The organism is Sphingomonas sp. Xoc002, from assembly GCF_050408055.1.
Lineage (GTDB): Bacteria > Pseudomonadota > Alphaproteobacteria > Sphingomonadales > Sphingomonadaceae > Sphingomonas > Sphingomonas yabuuchiae.
Genome location: NZ_CP191175.1, coordinates 2300492 through 2317503 on the forward strand (window position 1 = coordinate 2300492; position 17012 = coordinate 2317503).

Annotated in this window: 33 protein-coding genes; 15 read left to right on the forward strand and 18 right to left on the reverse strand. The window is 63.2% G+C overall.

Annotated elements, in window-relative coordinates; all coding sequences use genetic code 11:
* Positions 1-28: 28 nt before the first annotated feature.
* The gene (locus ACQR50_RS10270) at positions 29-547 is read left to right on the forward strand and encodes a Panacea domain-containing protein (RefSeq protein WP_428968232.1); all 519 of its coding nucleotides are present in this window, start codon (positions 29-31) and stop codon (positions 545-547) included.
* Complete coding sequence (locus ACQR50_RS10275) at positions 525-974, forward strand: hypothetical protein (protein WP_428968233.1); 450 nt, start codon at positions 525-527, stop codon at positions 972-974. The genes ACQR50_RS10270 and ACQR50_RS10275 overlap by 23 nt, the downstream gene beginning before the upstream one ends.
* Here ACQR50_RS10275 and ACQR50_RS10280 read toward each other — a convergent pair whose 3' ends face one another.
* The 17 genes from ACQR50_RS10280 to ACQR50_RS10360 form a co-directional block, all read right to left on the reverse strand.
* Positions 975-2033 carry a hypothetical protein gene (locus ACQR50_RS10280; protein ID WP_428968234.1) on the reverse strand — a complete coding sequence of 353 codons (1059 nt, stop codon included), beginning with the start codon at positions 2031-2033 and terminating at the stop codon, positions 975-977.
* Positions 2034-2178: 145 nt separating this feature from the next.
* Positions 2179-2400: a hypothetical protein gene (locus ACQR50_RS10285; protein ID WP_428968235.1), complete on the reverse strand. Its 222-nt coding sequence runs from the start codon at positions 2398-2400 to the stop codon at positions 2179-2181.
* Positions 2401-2411: 11 nt separating this feature from the next.
* Positions 2412-2867 (reverse strand): hypothetical protein, encoded by a 456-nt coding sequence (locus ACQR50_RS10290; protein WP_428968236.1) that lies wholly within the window; start codon positions 2865-2867, stop codon positions 2412-2414.
* Positions 2854-3258, reverse strand: coding sequence for a hypothetical protein (locus tag ACQR50_RS10295; protein WP_428968237.1), 405 nt, complete (start codon positions 3256-3258; stop codon positions 2854-2856). The genes ACQR50_RS10290 and ACQR50_RS10295 overlap by 14 nt, the downstream gene beginning before the upstream one ends.
* A complete protein-coding gene (locus ACQR50_RS10300) occupies positions 3255-3758 on the reverse strand; it encodes a DNA N-6-adenine-methyltransferase (protein WP_428968238.1) in 504 nt (167 codons plus the stop codon). Before ACQR50_RS10300 ends, ACQR50_RS10295 begins: the two co-directional genes overlap by 4 nt.
* On the reverse strand, positions 3755-4885 hold the full coding sequence (locus ACQR50_RS10305) for a hypothetical protein (RefSeq protein ID WP_428968239.1): 1131 nt from the start codon (positions 4883-4885) through the stop codon (positions 3755-3757). The genes ACQR50_RS10300 and ACQR50_RS10305 overlap by 4 nt, the downstream gene beginning before the upstream one ends.
* A complete protein-coding gene (locus tag ACQR50_RS10310) occupies positions 4882-5652 on the reverse strand; it encodes a hypothetical protein (RefSeq protein WP_428968240.1) in 771 nt (256 codons plus the stop codon). The genes ACQR50_RS10305 and ACQR50_RS10310 overlap by 4 nt, the downstream gene beginning before the upstream one ends.
* Positions 5649-6497 carry a hypothetical protein gene (locus ACQR50_RS10315; protein WP_428968241.1) on the reverse strand — a complete coding sequence of 283 codons (849 nt, stop codon included), beginning with the start codon at positions 6495-6497 and terminating at the stop codon, positions 5649-5651. The genes ACQR50_RS10310 and ACQR50_RS10315 overlap by 4 nt, the downstream gene beginning before the upstream one ends.
* A gap of 176 nt (positions 6498-6673) precedes the next feature.
* A complete protein-coding gene (locus ACQR50_RS10320; protein ID WP_428968242.1) occupies positions 6674-6937 on the reverse strand; it encodes a hypothetical protein in 264 nt (87 codons plus the stop codon).
* Positions 6934-7098 carry a hypothetical protein gene (locus ACQR50_RS10325; RefSeq protein ID WP_428968243.1) on the reverse strand — a complete coding sequence of 55 codons (165 nt, stop codon included), beginning with the start codon at positions 7096-7098 and terminating at the stop codon, positions 6934-6936. The genes ACQR50_RS10320 and ACQR50_RS10325 overlap by 4 nt, the downstream gene beginning before the upstream one ends.
* Positions 7098-7337, reverse strand: a complete 240-nt coding sequence (locus ACQR50_RS10330) for a hypothetical protein (protein ID WP_428968244.1) — start codon at positions 7335-7337, stop codon at positions 7098-7100. The genes ACQR50_RS10325 and ACQR50_RS10330 overlap by 1 nt, the downstream gene beginning before the upstream one ends.
* Positions 7334-7819: a hypothetical protein gene (locus tag ACQR50_RS10335; RefSeq protein ID WP_428968245.1), complete on the reverse strand. Its 486-nt coding sequence runs from the start codon at positions 7817-7819 to the stop codon at positions 7334-7336. Before ACQR50_RS10335 ends, ACQR50_RS10330 begins: the two co-directional genes overlap by 4 nt.
* Positions 7812-8264 (reverse strand): hypothetical protein, encoded by a 453-nt coding sequence (locus ACQR50_RS10340; protein WP_428968246.1) that lies wholly within the window; start codon positions 8262-8264, stop codon positions 7812-7814. The genes ACQR50_RS10335 and ACQR50_RS10340 overlap by 8 nt, the downstream gene beginning before the upstream one ends.
* Positions 8261-8665 (reverse strand): hypothetical protein, encoded by a 405-nt coding sequence (locus ACQR50_RS10345; RefSeq protein WP_428968247.1) that lies wholly within the window; start codon positions 8663-8665, stop codon positions 8261-8263. The genes ACQR50_RS10340 and ACQR50_RS10345 overlap by 4 nt, the downstream gene beginning before the upstream one ends.
* Positions 8665-8838 carry a hypothetical protein gene (locus ACQR50_RS10350; RefSeq protein ID WP_428968248.1) on the reverse strand — a complete coding sequence of 58 codons (174 nt, stop codon included), beginning with the start codon at positions 8836-8838 and terminating at the stop codon, positions 8665-8667. Before ACQR50_RS10350 ends, ACQR50_RS10345 begins: the two co-directional genes overlap by 1 nt.
* Positions 8839-9089: 251 nt before the next feature.
* A complete protein-coding gene (locus ACQR50_RS10355) occupies positions 9090-9896 on the reverse strand; it encodes a hypothetical protein (protein WP_428968249.1) in 807 nt (268 codons plus the stop codon).
* 63 nt (positions 9897-9959) lie between these two features.
* On the reverse strand, positions 9960-10838 hold the full coding sequence (locus tag ACQR50_RS10360) for a S24 family peptidase (protein ID WP_428968250.1): 879 nt from the start codon (positions 10836-10838) through the stop codon (positions 9960-9962).
* Between ACQR50_RS10360 and ACQR50_RS10365 the strand changes: the two genes are divergently transcribed.
* Both ACQR50_RS10365 and ACQR50_RS10370 read left to right on the forward strand, forming a co-directional pair.
* Positions 10818-10997 (forward strand): hypothetical protein, encoded by a 180-nt coding sequence (locus ACQR50_RS10365; RefSeq protein ID WP_428968251.1) that lies wholly within the window; start codon positions 10818-10820, stop codon positions 10995-10997. The two genes, ACQR50_RS10360 and ACQR50_RS10365, sit on opposite strands and share 21 nt — an antisense overlap.
* Positions 10997-11152: a hypothetical protein gene (locus ACQR50_RS10370; RefSeq protein ID WP_428968252.1), complete on the forward strand. Its 156-nt coding sequence runs from the start codon at positions 10997-10999 to the stop codon at positions 11150-11152. The genes ACQR50_RS10365 and ACQR50_RS10370 overlap by 1 nt, the downstream gene beginning before the upstream one ends.
* On the opposite strand, the gene ACQR50_RS10375 is transcribed toward ACQR50_RS10370, so the two are convergent.
* On the reverse strand, positions 11133-11360 hold the full coding sequence (locus tag ACQR50_RS10375; RefSeq protein ID WP_428968253.1) for a hypothetical protein: 228 nt from the start codon (positions 11358-11360) through the stop codon (positions 11133-11135). The two genes, ACQR50_RS10370 and ACQR50_RS10375, sit on opposite strands and share 20 nt — an antisense overlap.
* 315 nt (positions 11361-11675) lie before the next feature.
* On the opposite strand from ACQR50_RS10375, the gene ACQR50_RS10380 reads away from it, so the two are divergent.
* The 11 genes from ACQR50_RS10380 (at position 11676) to ACQR50_RS10430 (ending at position 16943) form a co-directional block, all read left to right on the forward strand.
* Positions 11676-12080 (forward strand): hypothetical protein, encoded by a 405-nt coding sequence (locus ACQR50_RS10380; protein WP_428968254.1) that lies wholly within the window; start codon positions 11676-11678, stop codon positions 12078-12080.
* Between the two features lie 172 nt (positions 12081-12252).
* Entirely contained in the window at positions 12253-12453 is a 201-nt protein-coding gene (locus ACQR50_RS10385; RefSeq protein WP_428968255.1) for a conjugal transfer protein TraR, read from the forward strand.
* Positions 12454-12488: 35 nt separating this feature from the next.
* Positions 12489-12806, forward strand: a complete 318-nt coding sequence (locus tag ACQR50_RS10390; RefSeq protein WP_428968256.1) for a hypothetical protein — start codon at positions 12489-12491, stop codon at positions 12804-12806.
* A gap of 13 nt (positions 12807-12819) precedes the next feature.
* Positions 12820-13077 (forward strand): DUF2312 domain-containing protein, encoded by a 258-nt coding sequence (locus ACQR50_RS10395; protein WP_428968257.1) that lies wholly within the window; start codon positions 12820-12822, stop codon positions 13075-13077.
* Positions 13077-13289: a hypothetical protein gene (locus tag ACQR50_RS10400; RefSeq protein ID WP_428968258.1), complete on the forward strand. Its 213-nt coding sequence runs from the start codon at positions 13077-13079 to the stop codon at positions 13287-13289. Before ACQR50_RS10395 ends, ACQR50_RS10400 begins: the two co-directional genes overlap by 1 nt.
* On the forward strand, positions 13286-14167 hold the full coding sequence (locus ACQR50_RS10405) for a hypothetical protein (protein ID WP_428968259.1): 882 nt from the start codon (positions 13286-13288) through the stop codon (positions 14165-14167). The genes ACQR50_RS10400 and ACQR50_RS10405 overlap by 4 nt, the downstream gene beginning before the upstream one ends.
* 22 nt (positions 14168-14189) lie before the next feature.
* Positions 14190-14618 (forward strand): hypothetical protein, encoded by a 429-nt coding sequence (locus ACQR50_RS10410; protein ID WP_428968260.1) that lies wholly within the window; start codon positions 14190-14192, stop codon positions 14616-14618.
* A complete protein-coding gene (locus ACQR50_RS10415) occupies positions 14615-15679 on the forward strand; it encodes a DNA-methyltransferase (RefSeq protein ID WP_428968261.1) in 1065 nt (354 codons plus the stop codon). Before ACQR50_RS10410 ends, ACQR50_RS10415 begins: the two co-directional genes overlap by 4 nt.
* Positions 15639-15857 (forward strand): hypothetical protein, encoded by a 219-nt coding sequence (locus tag ACQR50_RS10420; protein WP_428968262.1) that lies wholly within the window; start codon positions 15639-15641, stop codon positions 15855-15857. Before ACQR50_RS10415 ends, ACQR50_RS10420 begins: the two co-directional genes overlap by 41 nt.
* 64 nt (positions 15858-15921) lie before the next feature.
* Positions 15922-16485 (forward strand): transcription termination/antitermination protein NusG, encoded by a 564-nt coding sequence (nusG, locus tag ACQR50_RS10425; protein ID WP_428968263.1) that lies wholly within the window; start codon positions 15922-15924, stop codon positions 16483-16485.
* Between the two features lie 167 nt (positions 16486-16652).
* Positions 16653-16943: a hypothetical protein gene (locus tag ACQR50_RS10430; protein WP_428968264.1), complete on the forward strand. Its 291-nt coding sequence runs from the start codon at positions 16653-16655 to the stop codon at positions 16941-16943.
* The last annotated feature ends 69 nt before the right edge of the window (positions 16944-17012 follow it).

Genomic DNA, 17012 nt, shown 5'->3' on the forward strand with positions numbered 1-17012 from the left:
GTCTGTAGGTTAGAAAGGAGCGGCATCGATGGCATATCGCTCTCTCGAAATTGCGAATGAATTCCTTCGGCAGCCTGGCGCCCAAGGTAATTTAACGCAGATGCAGCTGCAGAAGCTCGCCTATCTGGCGAACGGCTGGAATTGGGCTATCAACGGCGAGCAGCTGATCTCTGACCCCGTCGAGGCATGGGACTATGGCCCAGTCTATCGAGAGCTCTACGACCATACGCGCTTTTTTGGTAAGGAGCCGCTAACTCGGTTAATCACCGAGGAAGATAGTGAAGCGGCGCGGGTGTTCGGGTTCCGCTCACCTGACGCGAAGCCCTATCACGCTGCTCTTACCGAGCGCGAGCGCGAGGTTATTCGCAACGTATGGAAGCGGTACGGCTCGCTTTCTGGGGCACGCCTTTCGGCACTCACGCACCAGCGCGGCACGCCGTGGTTCTCGACGTATACGACGAAGGGTAAAAGCGCGGTCATCGATCAGAACCTGATCCATAGCCACTACGACCATCTCGCAGATCGTGTCCAGCAAGCCGCATCGTGATCCTGCGCTAATAAGCGAGGCGCCGCTTGACGCCGAAAGGGATGACGAAGCATTCGCAGCCCTTGAAGCCCTGTCCAGTACACTCGCCGCGCAGCTTGAATCTGCAAATGCCGAACTTGCCGCCTTAAAAGGCAAAAAGACTGTTGATGACGTAAGGGCGGAAATGCTGGCCGAGTTCTCGACCAACACTTTTCTCTTTGTAGTTTTCTATTGTATTTCTGTCGGGCTTATTTTGCTTTTGGCGGGATGGAAAGAGACTACGAAGTTTCAGTTGTCGGATACGATACTTTCGATCATTGCAGGCAGCACGGCAGTTTCGGTTATCGGCTTAATAGGGATGGTGGTCAGCGGTCTTTTTGGTCGCCCCCACAAGGTCGCAGCGACAAAAAAGGCTAAGACGAAATCAAAAAATAAGCCGACAAAGTGATCATTTTTGGTCAGCTTTGCCTGACGTGAGCATGATGTGCTCTAAACGCTTACTAGCGATCCTCTTAGCCTTTTCCTGATTGGCCTTGTTGTAGATTCGTGTGACCTCCAGCGTCGTATGACCGGAGACCGCGCGCACGTCGTCGGTACCGCTGTCGCCGATCTCCGTGATGCCGCCATGGCGGAAGCTGGTGAACTTGAGGTCCGTCGGCAGTCCCGCCTTATCGCGGATGCGCCGGTGGAGCTTGTTCATATAATCCTTCGTGTACGCCTGGCCGGTCCGCTCATCGAGGATGATCAGGTCGGCGGCGTCACGGCGGTCGATCCGGCGGATTTCGGCCTCCAGCTCGGGGTATAGGTCGAGCCGCTCGCCGTCGATCATATCGACCAGCGGAATGTCGACCACGTTGCCGGTCTTCGACTGGATAAGGCCGATCCGCTCGCCGGGGACATATCCGCCCCAGCGAACGCCGCGGCTGACCCGGCCGTCGGGGTCCTCGAACCCGAAGGCATCATAGACACGCTGGCAAGCCTCGAAACAGATTGCGGCGGCGGTCGCCATGCTCTGCTTGCCCATCTCGCGCGCGGCGGCGCGATAGGCGTCGTACTCGGCGCGCGTCGCGGCCCGGTTGCCCCGCCCCGCTCCGCTGCTCGACTTGATGCCCATGCCCGCGAACGGGTTCTCCTTGACGCCCGTGGCCTTCCCGTGGCGCGCCGCCTGGTTCCAGACGAGGCGGCAGACCTGCATCGCATAGGAGCCTTGGCGTTCGCCGTGCTTCTCGCGCAGCTTTTTGTACAGCGTGTCGGCGGCGGTCGCGTCGATCGCGCTCGCCTTCCGCTGGCCGAAGGTCCCCGCCTTCATGGCGATGTCCTCGATCTGGTTCATGCAGACCTGATACCCGGCGCGGGTGTTGTGGCGGAGGGCGGTGAACCGCTCCATCTTCCGGTACCAGCCGAACAACCAGGCGACGGAGCCGGGAACCACCTTCGACAGCGCACCCTCGCGCCATTCCTTGAAAGCCTTATTCAGCGCCTCGGCGTGCGTGATGGCCTTCGCCACGTCGGTCCCCAGCGGCGATGACGAGACAGGGCAGGTCTTTCCGTGGCGCTCGGTCGGCGGTGATGCCCACTTCGGCCGGACCCAGTAATAGGCCTTCCCGCCATCGGCTCGGCGGTGAATCTGGACATAGGAAGGCAGGCGTACATTAGGCAAAGCCGAGATCCTCAGCGAGATCGGAGTTGAAGAGGTCGGCCAGGGCCGTATCGAGATCAGACCGAAGCGCGAGCATGGCGCCCTTCGGGCCGCGGGGCCGAAAGTTGACCTTGCCGGTCTTTTCCCATTCGCGCAGCTGCGCCTCGCCGATGCCGGTATAGGCCAGCGCGGTTTCGCGGTTCATGCCCGCAGGCCAGTCGGGCAGGTCGGCCAAAGCCAGTCCCATTATCGCCTCCCGAGAAGCATGACGCGCGGCGCGCCGGTCCGGTATTCATCGGCGATAGGGGCGGCGATCCGCTCATAGACGGTGGCACCATCGGCCATCACGACATTGGGCAGGAAGGCCTGCTCGAAGGTCTCGACGCCGCTCTCGACACTCTCGAGCTTCGCCTTGATGACCAGCAGCAGCGCGCGCGCCTTCTGCCGGTGGGCCTGTTCCATTCGGGCCGTCCGCTGCTTGGCCGACAGGGCCGCACCCCGGCCGTCCCGCACCGGCATCTCCGCGAGCTGCGGCAAGCCGACCTGGAAGCGGACATGCCGGTCAGCGATGGCGAATTGGATCTGAAAGCGCTCCGGCTCCTCGAATTGCGCCACGCGGTCCGCACCGGCGGCCTTTACCAGCGCGACGATTTCGGCAATCGACTTGCTGACCGCGACACTGGTCTTTTCAGCGTACGCCATTGCGCTCGCCCTCCTCAGGAACATATCGCCGCCAGAGCGCCCTAAGAGCGTCGAGCCATGCGGTGGCATCTGCGCGCTTCGCCTGCGTCTCGCCTTTGCGCGCGAAGAATTGGTGGTGGTCGGCCTCGGCGCGGATCCAGCACTGCGCGAACGGCGGCGGCGGATCGCCATGGGCATCCAATCGCGGCTCCAGCCGGCTATGCACCGCGTCGGACCGTTCGGGCGTCCAGTCGTCGCTCGACCGGTGCCGCTCGATTGACAGGCGGCACAGCAGGATCATGCACCACGCGCCGAATGACGGCCCCCGGCCCTCGGCCCGCAGCAGCTGAACCGCAGGCTGCATCTGCCAGCTGTAGGCGCTCTCGCTCATCGCGAAACCGGAGGCGGTCATGCGGCGATACCCCTGAGCGGCTGACCTAAGATACCCAGGCCAGCGGATGCGGCGCGTTCCAGTGCGACCACAGCGCGATCCCCAGCTGCCCACAGACATGTGCCGTTCGATGGTGCGACGCCTTCCGTGCCGTCTGGCCGGAGAAACCGGATCTTGCGAGTGAACAGCACCCGATCGGCTTTGCCCCACGCATCCCAAAACCAAGGGGCTGACGTGCGATCGGGCGTCAGCGCAATGCCGTGCCCATGGTCGAAGAACCGTGACAGCCACGGCGCCAATGCTCCGCGTCCACCGAATGGCGGGTTCATCCAGACGAAGCCCGACCAATCATGACCTAGACCGCCCACACCGTCGCTGGTCAGCCAGCGCGCGGCGGGGACGCAACAGGTCGCATCGCCAGGGTGCGCAACATCGAGGTCGAACCGCTCACCCAGCGCGTCGAACACAAAGGCTGGCGTGTACCACTCGTCGGACGCACCTGGCGTTTCCCAATGGCTCACTTCCGCCCCTCCCCGTGCGAGAGGGCGGCGAGATCGGCTGCGACTTCACGGCAATAAGCCATGTGTTCGTCGCTGACCGGGTCATCGTAAAACGCAGATGCGAGGAATTTAGCCACCTCCCCCGCCGGGACCGCATCGACAGCGGGATCTGCGGCTAAGGGCGTTGCGGAGTATTGGCGGATGTACCCCTTTGACTTCATGGATTCGCGGCTGGCCCACGCAGCATTTTCATCAGGGACGTGAAACGGATGCTTCGCAGCCATGAACCCGAGTTGATAGCCGTCGCTGAAGGACTCGCGCTCCCCCGCCGCAATTGCGGTGGACGTGCTTTGCGCATCGACAGCGGCCTCGTCAGCGATTACGCCCCTGCCAGTCCCGCCCTGGATGAGGTCGGCATATACAGCCGCTGCGTCGGCCATCGACATATAAGGACCGCCGGGCCATTCCGTGGTCCCTGCTCGACCTAGGCCGCGCGAGGCGTCGCGGAACCGCTGGCGGAGATCGTCGCCCGTGGCGGGCTTATCATTCGCGAGAGCGCCGCGTGCAATTTCGTTGATTTGCGGCACCAGCGAGTCGGTCCAGCGTTCGCTCAAGTCGGCTACTCGCTCCATCGCGTGGCGTATCGATCCGCTTGCAGCCCCCGTGCCAAACGGGACTACTCGCCAAGCGCCATCATCGTCGCGGTGGACCGCCTCGGCATCCTTGCGCCGGTGATAGCGGGTCGCCTGTTCGCGATCCTCAGTCCACGCGGGCGATCCATTCTCCCACGCCCGCCACCGCACACCATCTGCATCACTGACGATCCAGCCGCCGCTCGCATCGACAGCGGGCGCGGGGGTGGCGGCAAGCATCAAAAACCATGTGTCTCGGCGCTGCTGTTCTGTGTTGTCGAGGTTGAAGGCATTGTCGACCATCGCCTGTGTCGGCTCGACCGGAACCAGCTTCCACCCCTCCCCCGCATCGCCCGCGCGGCTGTCGAGGGCGGCGAATGCCAGCATGGCTTCAATGACCCAAGAGGCGGGCACTGCGCTGGATTTGCCCGGCCCGAAATGCTTGACCATTAGGTCGCGGGCAATCTCCAACGCCACCTCCTCGCGCACAGCATCCGGCGTCTGTCGGGTGGTCATGCTGCCATGTCCTGTTCCGCAAAATGGCAAAGGAAGTCGCAGGCGGGCGCGATCGGATCATTCGTCGGCTGGTCGCGCGGAATCTCGTCAATGAACCCACGAATGTTGCGGGTTTTGCCGTTTTCATCCTTCTCGCGGCGGACGATCACCAGCCGACACCCCAGCTCGCGGGATAAGCCTGCAATGCGATAGAACTCGCGTGGAAAATGCTTGCGCACCAACGCCCAATAGGCCGGGCTAGTGGACTTCACGCAGCCGATGCAATTGTTGTTGTGGAAGCCGAGCTTGTACATTTCGGGAAGCTCAATCCCGGCCGCTTCGACCAGCGCCAGAACGTTCGCCTTCCGCAACTCACGGTCGATCAGCGGCGTGGCCTGCTTCAGTTCCGGATATACCTCCCGCATCCGGTCGGCGCGCTTCCGCTCGTCCGCGGTGTAGCCCCAGATGTGGGTATCGCTAGGCAGTTGGAAATCGAGGCGTGGCGCAAACTTGAGCGCCCCAGTGCAAGGCGCGCCCCCCGGTCCCGACATGTATCGACGATCCAGCCACACCGCGAACGGGTCTTCGTATTCATCGCTGCGGATGCGGGTAATCGGCATGCCGAACCACCGCTCGCAATCGGCAAGGAAGCGCTCATTGTCGGGGTGTTCCGCGCCGACCTCAATGTAGACTACTGGCCCGGCATCAGCGCCGTGCTCGCGGATATCGAGCATCGTTGCGACTGCGCTGGCGGCGCCGCAAGAAAACCATCTTATGCGGCGGCTCATGCCTTCCCCCCATCGCTGGCGTGAGAGGCGGGGGTGGCGAGAGCAGAGGCGAGCGAATAGGCGCTGCCATCTTTCTGGCCACCATTATCCGGCCCTATGCCTGGGCGCATGTCTGTCCGCCCGCTGATCTGCGCGTGCCAGTTCGCGAGCGCGGCGGCCGTGCTGATCGTGTGATGCAGCGCCTTGTCCATGTCGCCAGCCACCTGAGAGGATGCAGCTTTTTGCGCGAGATATCCGATCAGCCAGAACCAATCGAACGGGGTCTTGCCGCCATCGTGCGACACTCCCCAGCGCTCCCGCTGATGCGCAGCCTCTAACGGCACCCCGGCCATAAAATCGGCGGTTTCGGGGGTGTTGATGATCTCGCTACGGATCTCGTCGCGTAGGCTCCCCTCCCCCTGGCGGATCGCGTCTGCAGAGAGGGTGGAGAGGATGGCGTCGGCTCGTGCAGCATTGCGGCGCTCGGCAATCACGAGGTGCGCATCATCAATGCTGTCGAACTCGGCAGGCCCGTGCCCGGACATGGTCAGGGTGTATGTTGCGACGCCGTCGACCAACCGCGTCCTGTCGCAGCTATAGCCGAATGCGGCGTCAGCATCGCCGATAGCCTTTGCCACCGCCTCCCGATCCATCGCGGGCGGGGCGATCCATTTATCGATAGCCGCTTTTCGCTCGTCCTCAGTCAGCGGCTTCGCGACGCAGGTCACACCTTCCGCTATCGGCGCGAGCGGGGCGGCGCGGGTGTTCCAGGCGGCGATGGCGTCGTCGCGCGACTCCATAGCAGGCCCGTGGAAATCGCATCCACAGATGACTGCCACGCTGCCGTCACGCTTGACGAAAGGCATCGGCGGCATGGAGCTATCGCACCACGGGTTCGGGCACGGCAGCAGCTTCGCGCTATCGGGTATTTGGTCAGCCACGGGCGGACTCCCCCAGGGCATAGGAGAAAAGCTCGATCGCGAGGTAAAAACCCATCACGATCGCGGTGATGAAGGCGAGCGCCGATAGGGCGCGGCGAGGCTTACGCATTGGCGTTCTCCTGGGATTTTTCGCGGCGCGCCGCATGGCGTCGGAGATCGGCGCGAGCGAGGCCAATGGCGTCCGCAAGATATTTCGCGGAAGCGGTCGCGGTCAGCGGGCCAGTGGTGACGGTGGCCGCCAGCGATCCATCCGGCATGTCGATCGACGGACCGTGCGCAGCGACAGCGACGACAACAGCCGCTTCCCCATCGTCGCGAAGGCTCGCCAGCATGACGCCGATCGCGTTGATCTCGGCGGGGTTCATACGATCGGAGCCTCATTCCAGAGGGAGGCTTTCACGTCGAAGGGCGGGCGGTGGCGCGCTTCGACGCGGACGAAGCCGGGGCGGTCGGTCTGCTTGGGCAGCTTGCGGACGCGCAGGGTGTGACCGGGGGCGACGGTGACGGAGCGATATTCCGAGGCCATCAGCGCGGCTCCTCGGCCTGCCGGTCGGACGATGCCGTGCCAGTGACAGGGAAAAGCACCGCGACCGCGTGCCAGCGCTCTGCGATACGGTCGACTATGGCGCACCACACCTCGGCGATGCGGCCCCGATGAGTCGTAATATCGCGGTACAGCGACGCCAAGGCGCAGGTCCCCGCAGCGGCGAAGATGCAGACGCACAGGACGCCGAGCGCCTGGGCGACGTGATCGGAAAAGGTCATCGTATTGCCTTCCGAGTGGTGGAGAAGATCGGGCGGGAGCCGGAGCCGCCAGCGCCGAGGATTCGGGTCTGCGAGAAGCCGTCTTCGGGCTGCGAGGGGCGCCGTATCGGGTGGTGGCCCCAGCCGTTCGCAAAGACGATCTTCGGCTGGCCGTCAGGCGCTATGACCTTCACCTTGCCGCTCGCCATCCGCTGGATGATGGGGCAATCGAAGGCGAAGACGGCGGGCAGATTCCCGACAGGTATCCAGATCTCGGCGTTGACCGCCTGGCGCCGGACTTCCATCGCCTCGCAGGTCAGCGGGTCCAGACCACGCTGGAGGATCGCGGCGGCCTGCTGGGTGGTCCAGCGCTCGCCACCGACCTGGATGCCGTCAACATTCCGGTAGCCGACCACATTGCCGTACCAGGGCGTCCGCACCGAGGGGCTAACCTGTCGCACGGACGGCTGCCGCCCGACCGGCGGGAGATTGGGATCAGCCATGGGCCACCTCCGCGCGCGAAGCGTCGAGATACTGGACGCCGTCGCGGGCCTCGTTCACCGCCTCCGCGGCGGCCTTCATGGCGACCTCGGCGATAGCGTAATCGGCCTGAGCCTGAAGGCTGCGGCGCTTCATCGCCTCCAGCACGGTCGACGTCTGACGGCGCAGATGGTCGAGCGGAATTCGGCGGCGCGTCTTCGCGCGGTAGTCGTTGGACAGCTCGACCATCAACCGCAGCGTGCCCGGCCGCATATGCAGCTGCTTTGCCCGGCCCGAGATGGCGTCGAGCAACCCGGCCCGCACCGACATGACATGCTCGAATTGCTTCGAATGCTGCCGGATCGTCGGCAGGATCATCTGCTCTTCGAACTGGGGTAGGCGCTCGACCACCATGCGCAGCTCGTCCAGCGCGCGGACTAGATCGGGGTCGACGATGGGCCCGCTCACAGCGCACCCCGCATCGCGCCAGCCTGCTCCGCCAAGTCGCGCTCCCAGGCAGCCCGGCCCGGCCACTGCTGCCAAAATGCGGTGGCCACCACCGTGGCATCCTGCATGGGCAGCTTCTTCTCAAAGGTGGGCCAGCCGTCCCGGTGCTGCTCCTGATGGCAACGGTCGCACAGCGGGATGCAATGGCGATCGGCGACCTTCGTCCCCGTCCCCTTCCCGCCCGCATGGTCGACATGGGCCGCGACGATGGGATTGGTGCGGTCGCCGAGCGTATGGCATGCCACGCACGGCAATCGGCGCAGCCAGCGCTTATACTCCTCGGCGCACTTCCACGCCGGGCGACCGGCGCGGGGCGGCTTGCGGGTCTGAAACGCCGAGGGAGGCAGGCGAAGGGCGCGCATCAGAACGCCACCCGAAAATGCGTGATCGCGGTCACCTCGACCTTCTCCAGCCAGTCCCAGCTGCGCGCCCGGCGCGGCATCTGAGCTTCGTCGAAGTCCTTTTCGAACAGGCAGCGGACCTGGACCAGCGTCTTCCCGTCGACCGGGCACGCGTCACCAAGGACGCGCTTCACCCACCCTCGGGCCGCTGCTTCAATCTCTGACGCTGTGAGAGGCGCGGACGCCATAGCGATCTCCTCGACCGCTTCGCTCGCATCAGGCGGCGATCAGCGGTGAGGACCGTGTACGCTTCTAGTGTACGATCGTCAACAGGTTGAACACACAAGGTGTACGTTTTTTGTGTGTGCGTTCGCAAAAAAGCCCCGACAAAGGGGCGGCAAACCATTTGGCCATCTCCGATGGGTCGCGGACAGAGGTCAGGCCCTCAGTCGTCTTCTTCGTCTGGTATTTCTTCTGACCCATGGAACCCGATTATGCGATAACTCACTACGCGACCGGCAACCCGTGACACCTTCACGTCCACAAAGTATATCCGCTTGTATGGGTTGTCATGCCCAGCGAGCATCTCGGATTTAAGTCCGGCGAACTCGTCTTCGAAGAATACGGGTCGGTGCTTAGGGTCTATCTCTTCAATGATGGCTTTGTCCGGGCTCCGGGCTCCAGCTGTCCGGGCGGCATCCGCATCCATGCCGTACAGAATCATTGGCGTCCTCTGAACCACTTCGAGCGCCTCAGCTTCGAGCAATGCCTTCATCTCTAACGCGTTAGCTTGAATAATCTTTGCATCTTCCTGCGTCACGTGCACCACTGGCTGGTAGACAGGCGCATTGTATATATGGATTGTCTGAGTCCCACCGCTCTGCGCGGAAGGCGCAACGATATTAGCAACGTCAGAGCAATCTTTTATAGTAATGCCAACCGGCTCAGGTTTCTTTTTGAACTTATCAATTAAGCCCTTAAGGGCCGTAGCAAATTTCAGAACCGGCGCTGAGTAGACCATAACCGGGGCAACAAGGGTGCCGAGCGTGGAAAGGTCAGGAAGCAGGCCGATATCAATCGAACCAGGTTTCACGCTAGAGACAAGCAGCTTAGCGTCTTTCGCCGACGTCAGCCCCTCGGCGGTTGCAAAAACCTCGAATTGGTGGCCAATCGCGCCGAGGCATCGTAGCATGACGCCAAGCTCGATTGGTGTCTCTGGCTCAAGATGAAGCTGGAATGGCGGATGGTCCATGACATCCTGACTGTACCCCATCCGAACCCCCGCTTGATCCAACAAATTGAATAGGCTGCAAACTCAATGCCGCTTGATCGACCCCACGACCCGCCCGTGGATGATAATGTCGGCCCGGTTCACGATTTGATTTTCCACGTCGGGGTTGTCGCTGATGACCAGCACCTTCTCGGTATCGATCGCGCGCAAGCGCTTCACCGCACCCAAGCCAAATAGCCAGATTGCCCAGATGCGATCCTGCGCATTCAAGCTCGCCTGGTTCACGTCGACGAAAAGCAGGTCGCGATCATGAAGCGTCGGCTGCATGCTATCGCCGATACCATCTACGATGCGCAGGCGATCAGGAGGCGTCACCGTCATGCTGCGAAGAAAGCCCAAGTCGAACTCGAAGGCCTCGCTTTCAATATAGCTATCGTCGAGATCCCTCCCCGGCCCCATTGAATATGACAGGTCGAGCCGGGCTACAGGGGCGGTTTCTCCACCATCAACCGAGCGTACTGATGGCTGATCCGGCGCTTTATCAATACGTGTGGCCCGCTGCTCGGCGCCCCTGCCTTCAAACGAGATACCTGTCAGGGCGATAACTTCGTCACGCGTGATCGGCGGGTCCCCCTTCCCGACCAGCGCCGACGCCAGCCGATCCGCGACTTCCACCGGTAGCCGCTTATCATACGCGGGATCGAGGTAGCGCTGCACACCTGACCCATGGTTGTACCCTGCTGCAACAGCAAGATCACGGACAGAGAGGCCGGATCGCAAGCGCAGGCGCGCTACAGCCGCCCCAGTAGATTCGTTATTTGCCACAGCTTCATTATCTAGCGACGTACGTACACAATCCACGTTGACGGGTGTACGCTCATGGTGTACGCCACACTTATGAGCATCCGGTCTGTCATCACTCGCTTCGGCGGCATTCGGCCAATGGCCGATAAGCTGGGTCATCGCTCGCATACCACCGTACAAGGCTGGTGGGATCGGGATGTCATCCCGGCGCAGCGCCAGCGCGAGGTCCTGGACGAGGCGAAGCGGCGTAAGATCAAGGTCAGCGCCGAGGATTTGATCGCGACGCCCCCCGCCGCCGTGTCGCAGGTAGCAGCATAATGGCCTGCCACCCAGAACAGCCGTTCACGGCGGCGCAGAAAGAATGCATCCGCCAGATGATCGTCGAGGGCATCAGCGAGGCGACGCGCCAGCGTAACCGGGAAGCCGGTGAGCGGATGCGTCGCGAAGTCGAGGCTATGCGCCGTGAACCTTGAAATTGCTCGATACCCAACCGCGCAGGTGTTCGCCGCCGTCGATCGACGGGCTGACGACGTCCACGTACTGGACCATGAAATCGCCGATGCGATTGATCGCGGCGGGCTCGATAGCCCCGGCCTTCTGCAGTTCGTGGCAAAGCCCGAGCAGTCCATGCAGGGCGGTGCGCGCAACGGCTTCGTCGAATGTGATCGGGTAATCGGCCAAGGCCTCATCCTTTCATCGGTGTGTGGTAACCCGATGATAGCCGAAGCCGGGGGCGGGTACACCGCCTCCGGTGGAGGGCTGGCGCGATGACCGCTGACATTCACTTCCTCTCCCTTACGGCTGCCCCCGTACTCCCCACCGCGGGCAGCTGTGACCCCACCGGCGGCGCGTCGCTTCCCTGCGCCGCCGGTGAGCTGGTCGACCAGCGCGCGAGCGATCCCGATGCGGACGGCGCGCGGTGCGGTGGAGAGATCTCTGTTCATACCCATTCCACTATCGAAACGGAGCGTCGGAATAATGTCTGATCATGCCGCAATGCAGCGGGATGTCGCCGCTCGCCAGATCGCGATGTTCTCCAGCTTCGTGGGCCGTGGCCTGCACACGACCCGCGCGGCCCTGTCGGCTGCGTCCGGCATTCCGGAGAGCACGCTGCGCGAGTGGGCGGGCGGTGCCACACTGCCGCTGAGCGCGGTATTCACGCTGCGCCGTCACCTCCCCGCCCAAGCGATCGCGATGATCTGCGAGCCCGGCGACGTCCGTCTGGTCGACATCGAGACCAGCGAGACGAACTGGGACGAGATCGCATCGGAGACCGCCGGTCTGACCTACGAAATCTGCGAGGCGCGCCGCGACGGTCACATCGACCACGTCGAGCGGGCCAAGCTGCAGCACCGGGCCCGCGCGCTGGGCGCCGCGCTCGCCGACATCATCGAACACTGAGGACCAATCGGCCGGTCTGACCCGGCTCTGGAGTGACGACAATGACGATTGCCAATGACGACGCGGGAGCGGCTTGGGCCGTTTTCGCGAACGAAAAGCTGCGTCTTCTCCCCGTGCCCGTTCAGGGCCTGAAGGGCTGGAATGCGCGTATCGCTCGCAAGGCGGCAGCGTAATGGCCGACGCGATCGATCAGGCCAATGAGCTTGCCGCCGCTGAGGCCGAGCACGGCGTCGCTGTCGCGCGCGCTGCTGAGCATCCCGTCGGCATCGCTGGCGAATGCGATGGCTGCGGCGACCACTTCGCCCGGCTGGTGCTGGATCACCTGGGATACCGCTGCGGCTATTGCCGTGACGGTCGGCGGAAGCCGCGCTGATGGGACGCGGATGCAGCGATAGCTCCTGGGCGCTGATGCAGGCGCTCGTGCAGGAGCACACGCCGGGGACGGTGTTGGTACTGATGCAGCGGAGCGTGTCGGGCGATGTGCCCAGCTTCAACGCGATCAAGCAGGCGCGCACGGACTTCCTCCAGTCGCAACCCCAGCGTGCCCGCCGTCGCGAGCCGCAGGGCACGATGCCGGTGCCGGTGCGCAAGCCGCCCCGCCCGCCCCTGTCCTTCGAAGAAAAGATGGCCCGCGTCGCCGCAGGGGCCGCCCTCATCACCGTGCGGCCGCTCCGCAAGCCCGCGCCTGATTTCACCCTAGGCGGCGTCGCCAGCGCCAGCCTCTGACAGGAGAACGACCATGGCAGATTACGATGAGACCACCGGCAACGTCACCGCCGACGAGCTCCGCCTCCTGATCGAGCGCGCCGAGCGCCTGGAGGAAGAGAAGAAAGGCATCAGCGACGACATCAAGGATGTGTTCGCCGAGGCCAAGGCGCGCGGGTACGACCCGAAGGCGATCCGCAAGCTGCTCCAGATCCGCAAGATGAAGCGCGAGGAGTTCCAGGAAGGCGAAGCGATCCTGGAGGTCTACATGAAGGCCTTGGGGATGATCTGATGCTCGGGTCGCTGTTCTCCATCTTCCGCCCCGATGCCGTTGACCGCCTCGCCCCGCTGCGCGCCGACCTCGACGCGGCGCTTACGGAACGTCGGATGCAGCGGCCCACTTCCCCCCGCTTGGAGACGCGTCGGTTCGAACTGGCGCGTCCCAAGGTCGAAGAACTGCGGCGCTTGCTCGCCGATCAGCAACAGGGGCACCAGCCCGCGTGAGCAATCACCTCATCTCGACGGCATACAAACGCGACCTGCGAACACCAATGCGCAAGTCCGTCATGGCGCTGCTCGCCGACAAGGCCAGCGACGACGGCTCGGGCATCTACGCGTCCAAGCAGACTATGGCCGACGAGCTCTGCTGTTCGAAGCAGGCGATCCTGAACACCATCGACGCCTTCCTCGCGGAGGGGCTGCTGGTCGCCATCGGCCGTCGCGGGAACGCCAATGGCTACACGGTCGAATACGGGATCATCGTCTCCGCTTTGGAGGCCCTGCCCTTGGTCAAGTGCCATGCGGAGCGCGTCGCCCGCCAGTCAACGAAATCGACCGGTCAACCTCATGGACCGGTAAAGCAGAACGACCGGTCAACCTCACAGGCCGCACCAGTCAACCACGTTGACCCAAACCCTTCTGAACCATCCTCTTCGGAGGCTTCGCCTCCTTCGAGGAAGCGCGCCCGCAAATCGGACGATGCTCGGTATCACCGTTTGCCTGCTGACTGGAAACCAGTCCGCTTCGCTGACGACACCGTCGCTCGGGAGATTGTCGACCGCCGTGGCCGTGACTGGGCCCGTGCCGCCCTCGAATCCTTCCGCCTCTGGGCGGCCAACGCAGATGACCGCCGCGGCATCGGCCGGAAGGTCGACTGGCAAGCCGCATGGGCAGGATGGATTATCAGACAGGACAAGCAGGATGGAAATCGGAACGAAATTCGGCGCGATAATCGACCAGCTGCACCAGCCGGTGACGGGTTCACCGCAGCGCTTCGCGCAGCCCGTGATCGCCAAGCCGACCTCCGACGCCCAGTGCAACGCCCTGCGTCGGTGGGCGGAGAGCTGCCCGCCCTCACCTCCCGTTTCAGCAACGGAGGATGACCTGATCTATTATATCGAGATCATGGCATCGGTGCTGCCGTCGAAGAACGTCGACATGGAAGCAGGTACCCGCCGCGTCGTTGCCTATGCCGCGCTGCTCGGCACATACAGCGCCGAAGCCTTGGCGTTCATGGCAACCGAGGCCTGTCGCCGACTGCGGTGGTTCCCGACGCCCCGCGACTGTCTCGACATCCTCGCCGAGTACCGGCCGCCGGTGTCGGATCAGGAAACCGCCCTGCGCCTATGCCAGGATTACACGACCGAACGGTTCGACCGGTGGTTCACCAATGTCAGGGCGGGCGAGCCGATCGGCGACGTGCCCGAGCAGTGGCGGCGGATCGCGGTAGAGCGCGGCGTCCTGCGGCGGCTGCCCGGCGGCGCCTTCGTAATCCGGTCGAAATATCACGGGCCGTTCAAGCCCTATCAGGCGGCGGAGGCCAAGGCAGCATGACGGTTCGCATTCTTGAAGGCGACTGCCGCGTTGTGCTCGCCTCGATTGCAGACGCCAGCGTCAACTGCTGTGTCACTTCGCCACCCTACTTCGGGCTGCGTGATTACGGTGTCGACGGCCAGATGGGGCTGGAGGCGTCGCCGGACGAGTTCATCGCTGGCATGGTCGAGGTGTTCCGGGAAGTCCGGCGGGTGCTGCGCGATGACGGCACGCTGTGGTTGAACATCGGCGATAGCTATGCGGGTAGTTGGGGTGCGCAAGGGCATGGCCCCAGCCCGTCATCGGCGATGAGCCGTCATCAGATGGCGAACCATCCGCAGAAATCTACCCGGACGGGGGCGCTGCGCGGCGACGGGATCAAAGCAAAGGACTTGATTGGGATCCCGTGGATGCTGGCCTTCGCGTTGCGGGCTGATGGATGGCATCTGCGCCAAGATATCATCTGGTCCAAGCCAAACCCCATGCCCGAGAGCGTGCAAGATCGGTGCACGAAGGCCCACGAATATCTCTTCTTGCTGAGCAAGGGGCCTCGCTACCATTTCGATCAGGACGCGATCGCTGAACCGATCAGCGCTGCGAGCGTGGCGCGGCTGTCGCAGAACGTCGAAGCCCAGGCCGGTTCTGAGCGCGTGCCAGGCAAAACCAACGGCACGATGAAGGCAGTCGGGCGCGGCGGCCGGAACGCCTTTCGTGGGCAAGGTGCCGAGCGAGGTGGAGACAGCGGTCCTGCTAATCGCGACGGCCGCGACATGCGCGGCGTGGGCACGGGGCCGACGCGAAACAAGCGCTCGGTCTGGGATGTCGCCACTCAACCGTTCAAGGAGGCGCATTTTGCGACCTTCCCTCCAGCGCTGGTCGAACCGTGCATCTTGGCGGGCTGTCCGGCGGGCGGCGTCGTGATCGATCCTTTCTTTGGCGCGGGCACCACCGGCCTAGTGGCTGATCGGTTGCAGCGCGATTGCATCGGCATCGAGTTGAACCCAGCCTATTCCGAAATTGCCCGCCGCAGGATCGGCGCTGATGGCGGAATGTTCGCCGAGCTTTCGGACCGGGCGGCATGAGTTGCCCAAGAACAGCGGCACCCCGCCACCGTTTGAAACGGTCGACATATGCTTCCGTAACGGTGTCGTCGTGCGGGGCATCTCGCCGAAGCGGTACCGGTGGACGCTGGCGGATCGGGCTTATCCACCATCCTACGACTTCGACATCATCGAGTGGCAGCTGACCGCAAAGGGGTGAGCGATCCACGGTGTTTATGGTATGTTCTCAACAGATTGGCAGGGCGGATTTTATGGGGCGGAATGTGCGCGACGGTAGCGAGTGGTGCATCCTGACGACGGCTGGTGTGCGGACGATTCCGCTGGCCCGGTCGCTGGCGGCCAGCGGCATCGAGGCTTGGACGCCGACGCGGACGATGCGGCGCCAGGGGCGCGGAAAGCAGCGGAAGCAGGTGGTCGAAGTCGAGCTGTCGATCACGCCGACGTTCGTCTTCGTGCGCGCCAGCGCCATGCCCGACATCTTCCGCATCCTCCGCTTGCCCACTTCACCGCATCCATCGTTCCGCATCATGCGCCACGGTGATCGCATTCCTGAGGTTCGTGATAGCGGGCTCAGTTCGCTGCGCGCGGCTGAGGATCGGTTCCGGCAGTCGGCGCTCAAATCGGTGCGCCGCCACGTCGAGCCTGGGACGCAGATCAAACTCAAGAAGGGCGCGTTCGCGGGCATGACTGGCATCGTTGAGGCGAGCACCGGCAAGGAGGCGAAGGTCAACTTCGGTGGTGGGTTCACCGTGTCGATTGCCTCTTACCTTATCGGAACAGACGTGGTACAGCACGGTTCTCAGCCCATTGCGGGCATCGCCGCATGAGCGGCCATCGACGGGTTAGCGCCACGGTTTCGACCGCCTCCGTCAGCACCGGACCAGCCGCGATAGGCTTGGTGTGGTTGTGCTGCGCAATGAGACTTAATTAGATTGCACCCTATGAGCTGCTTGATCAGCTTGCTAATGCTCCATTGCCAATATGGAGCATCATTATGACGATGATACTGAAGAACTTCACCATATCTTCGCGCGTGGCGATCACCCAAGAAACCAACGGCGCACAGACCAGCGAGACGGTATATTCAAACCCAGGGGTGAGCGCTGAAATCCTGCTTTATCCCAATCATGAGTGGAAAACTCGGGCCAAGCCAGACATCGGGCACATGTCTGTTAGCATTGAGATTGAGCAGCCACCGAATCTCACGCCGAGCGAATTTCGGGTCTGGTTGCGCGATACCCTCATCGACATGCTACAGGACAAACCCGAAGCGAGCAAAGACTGATTGGGTCTGCTGGGATGGGCCTTTGGGTCCTTCCCGGCCCCATCTGTATACGGGGGGCAAAGGCGCAAC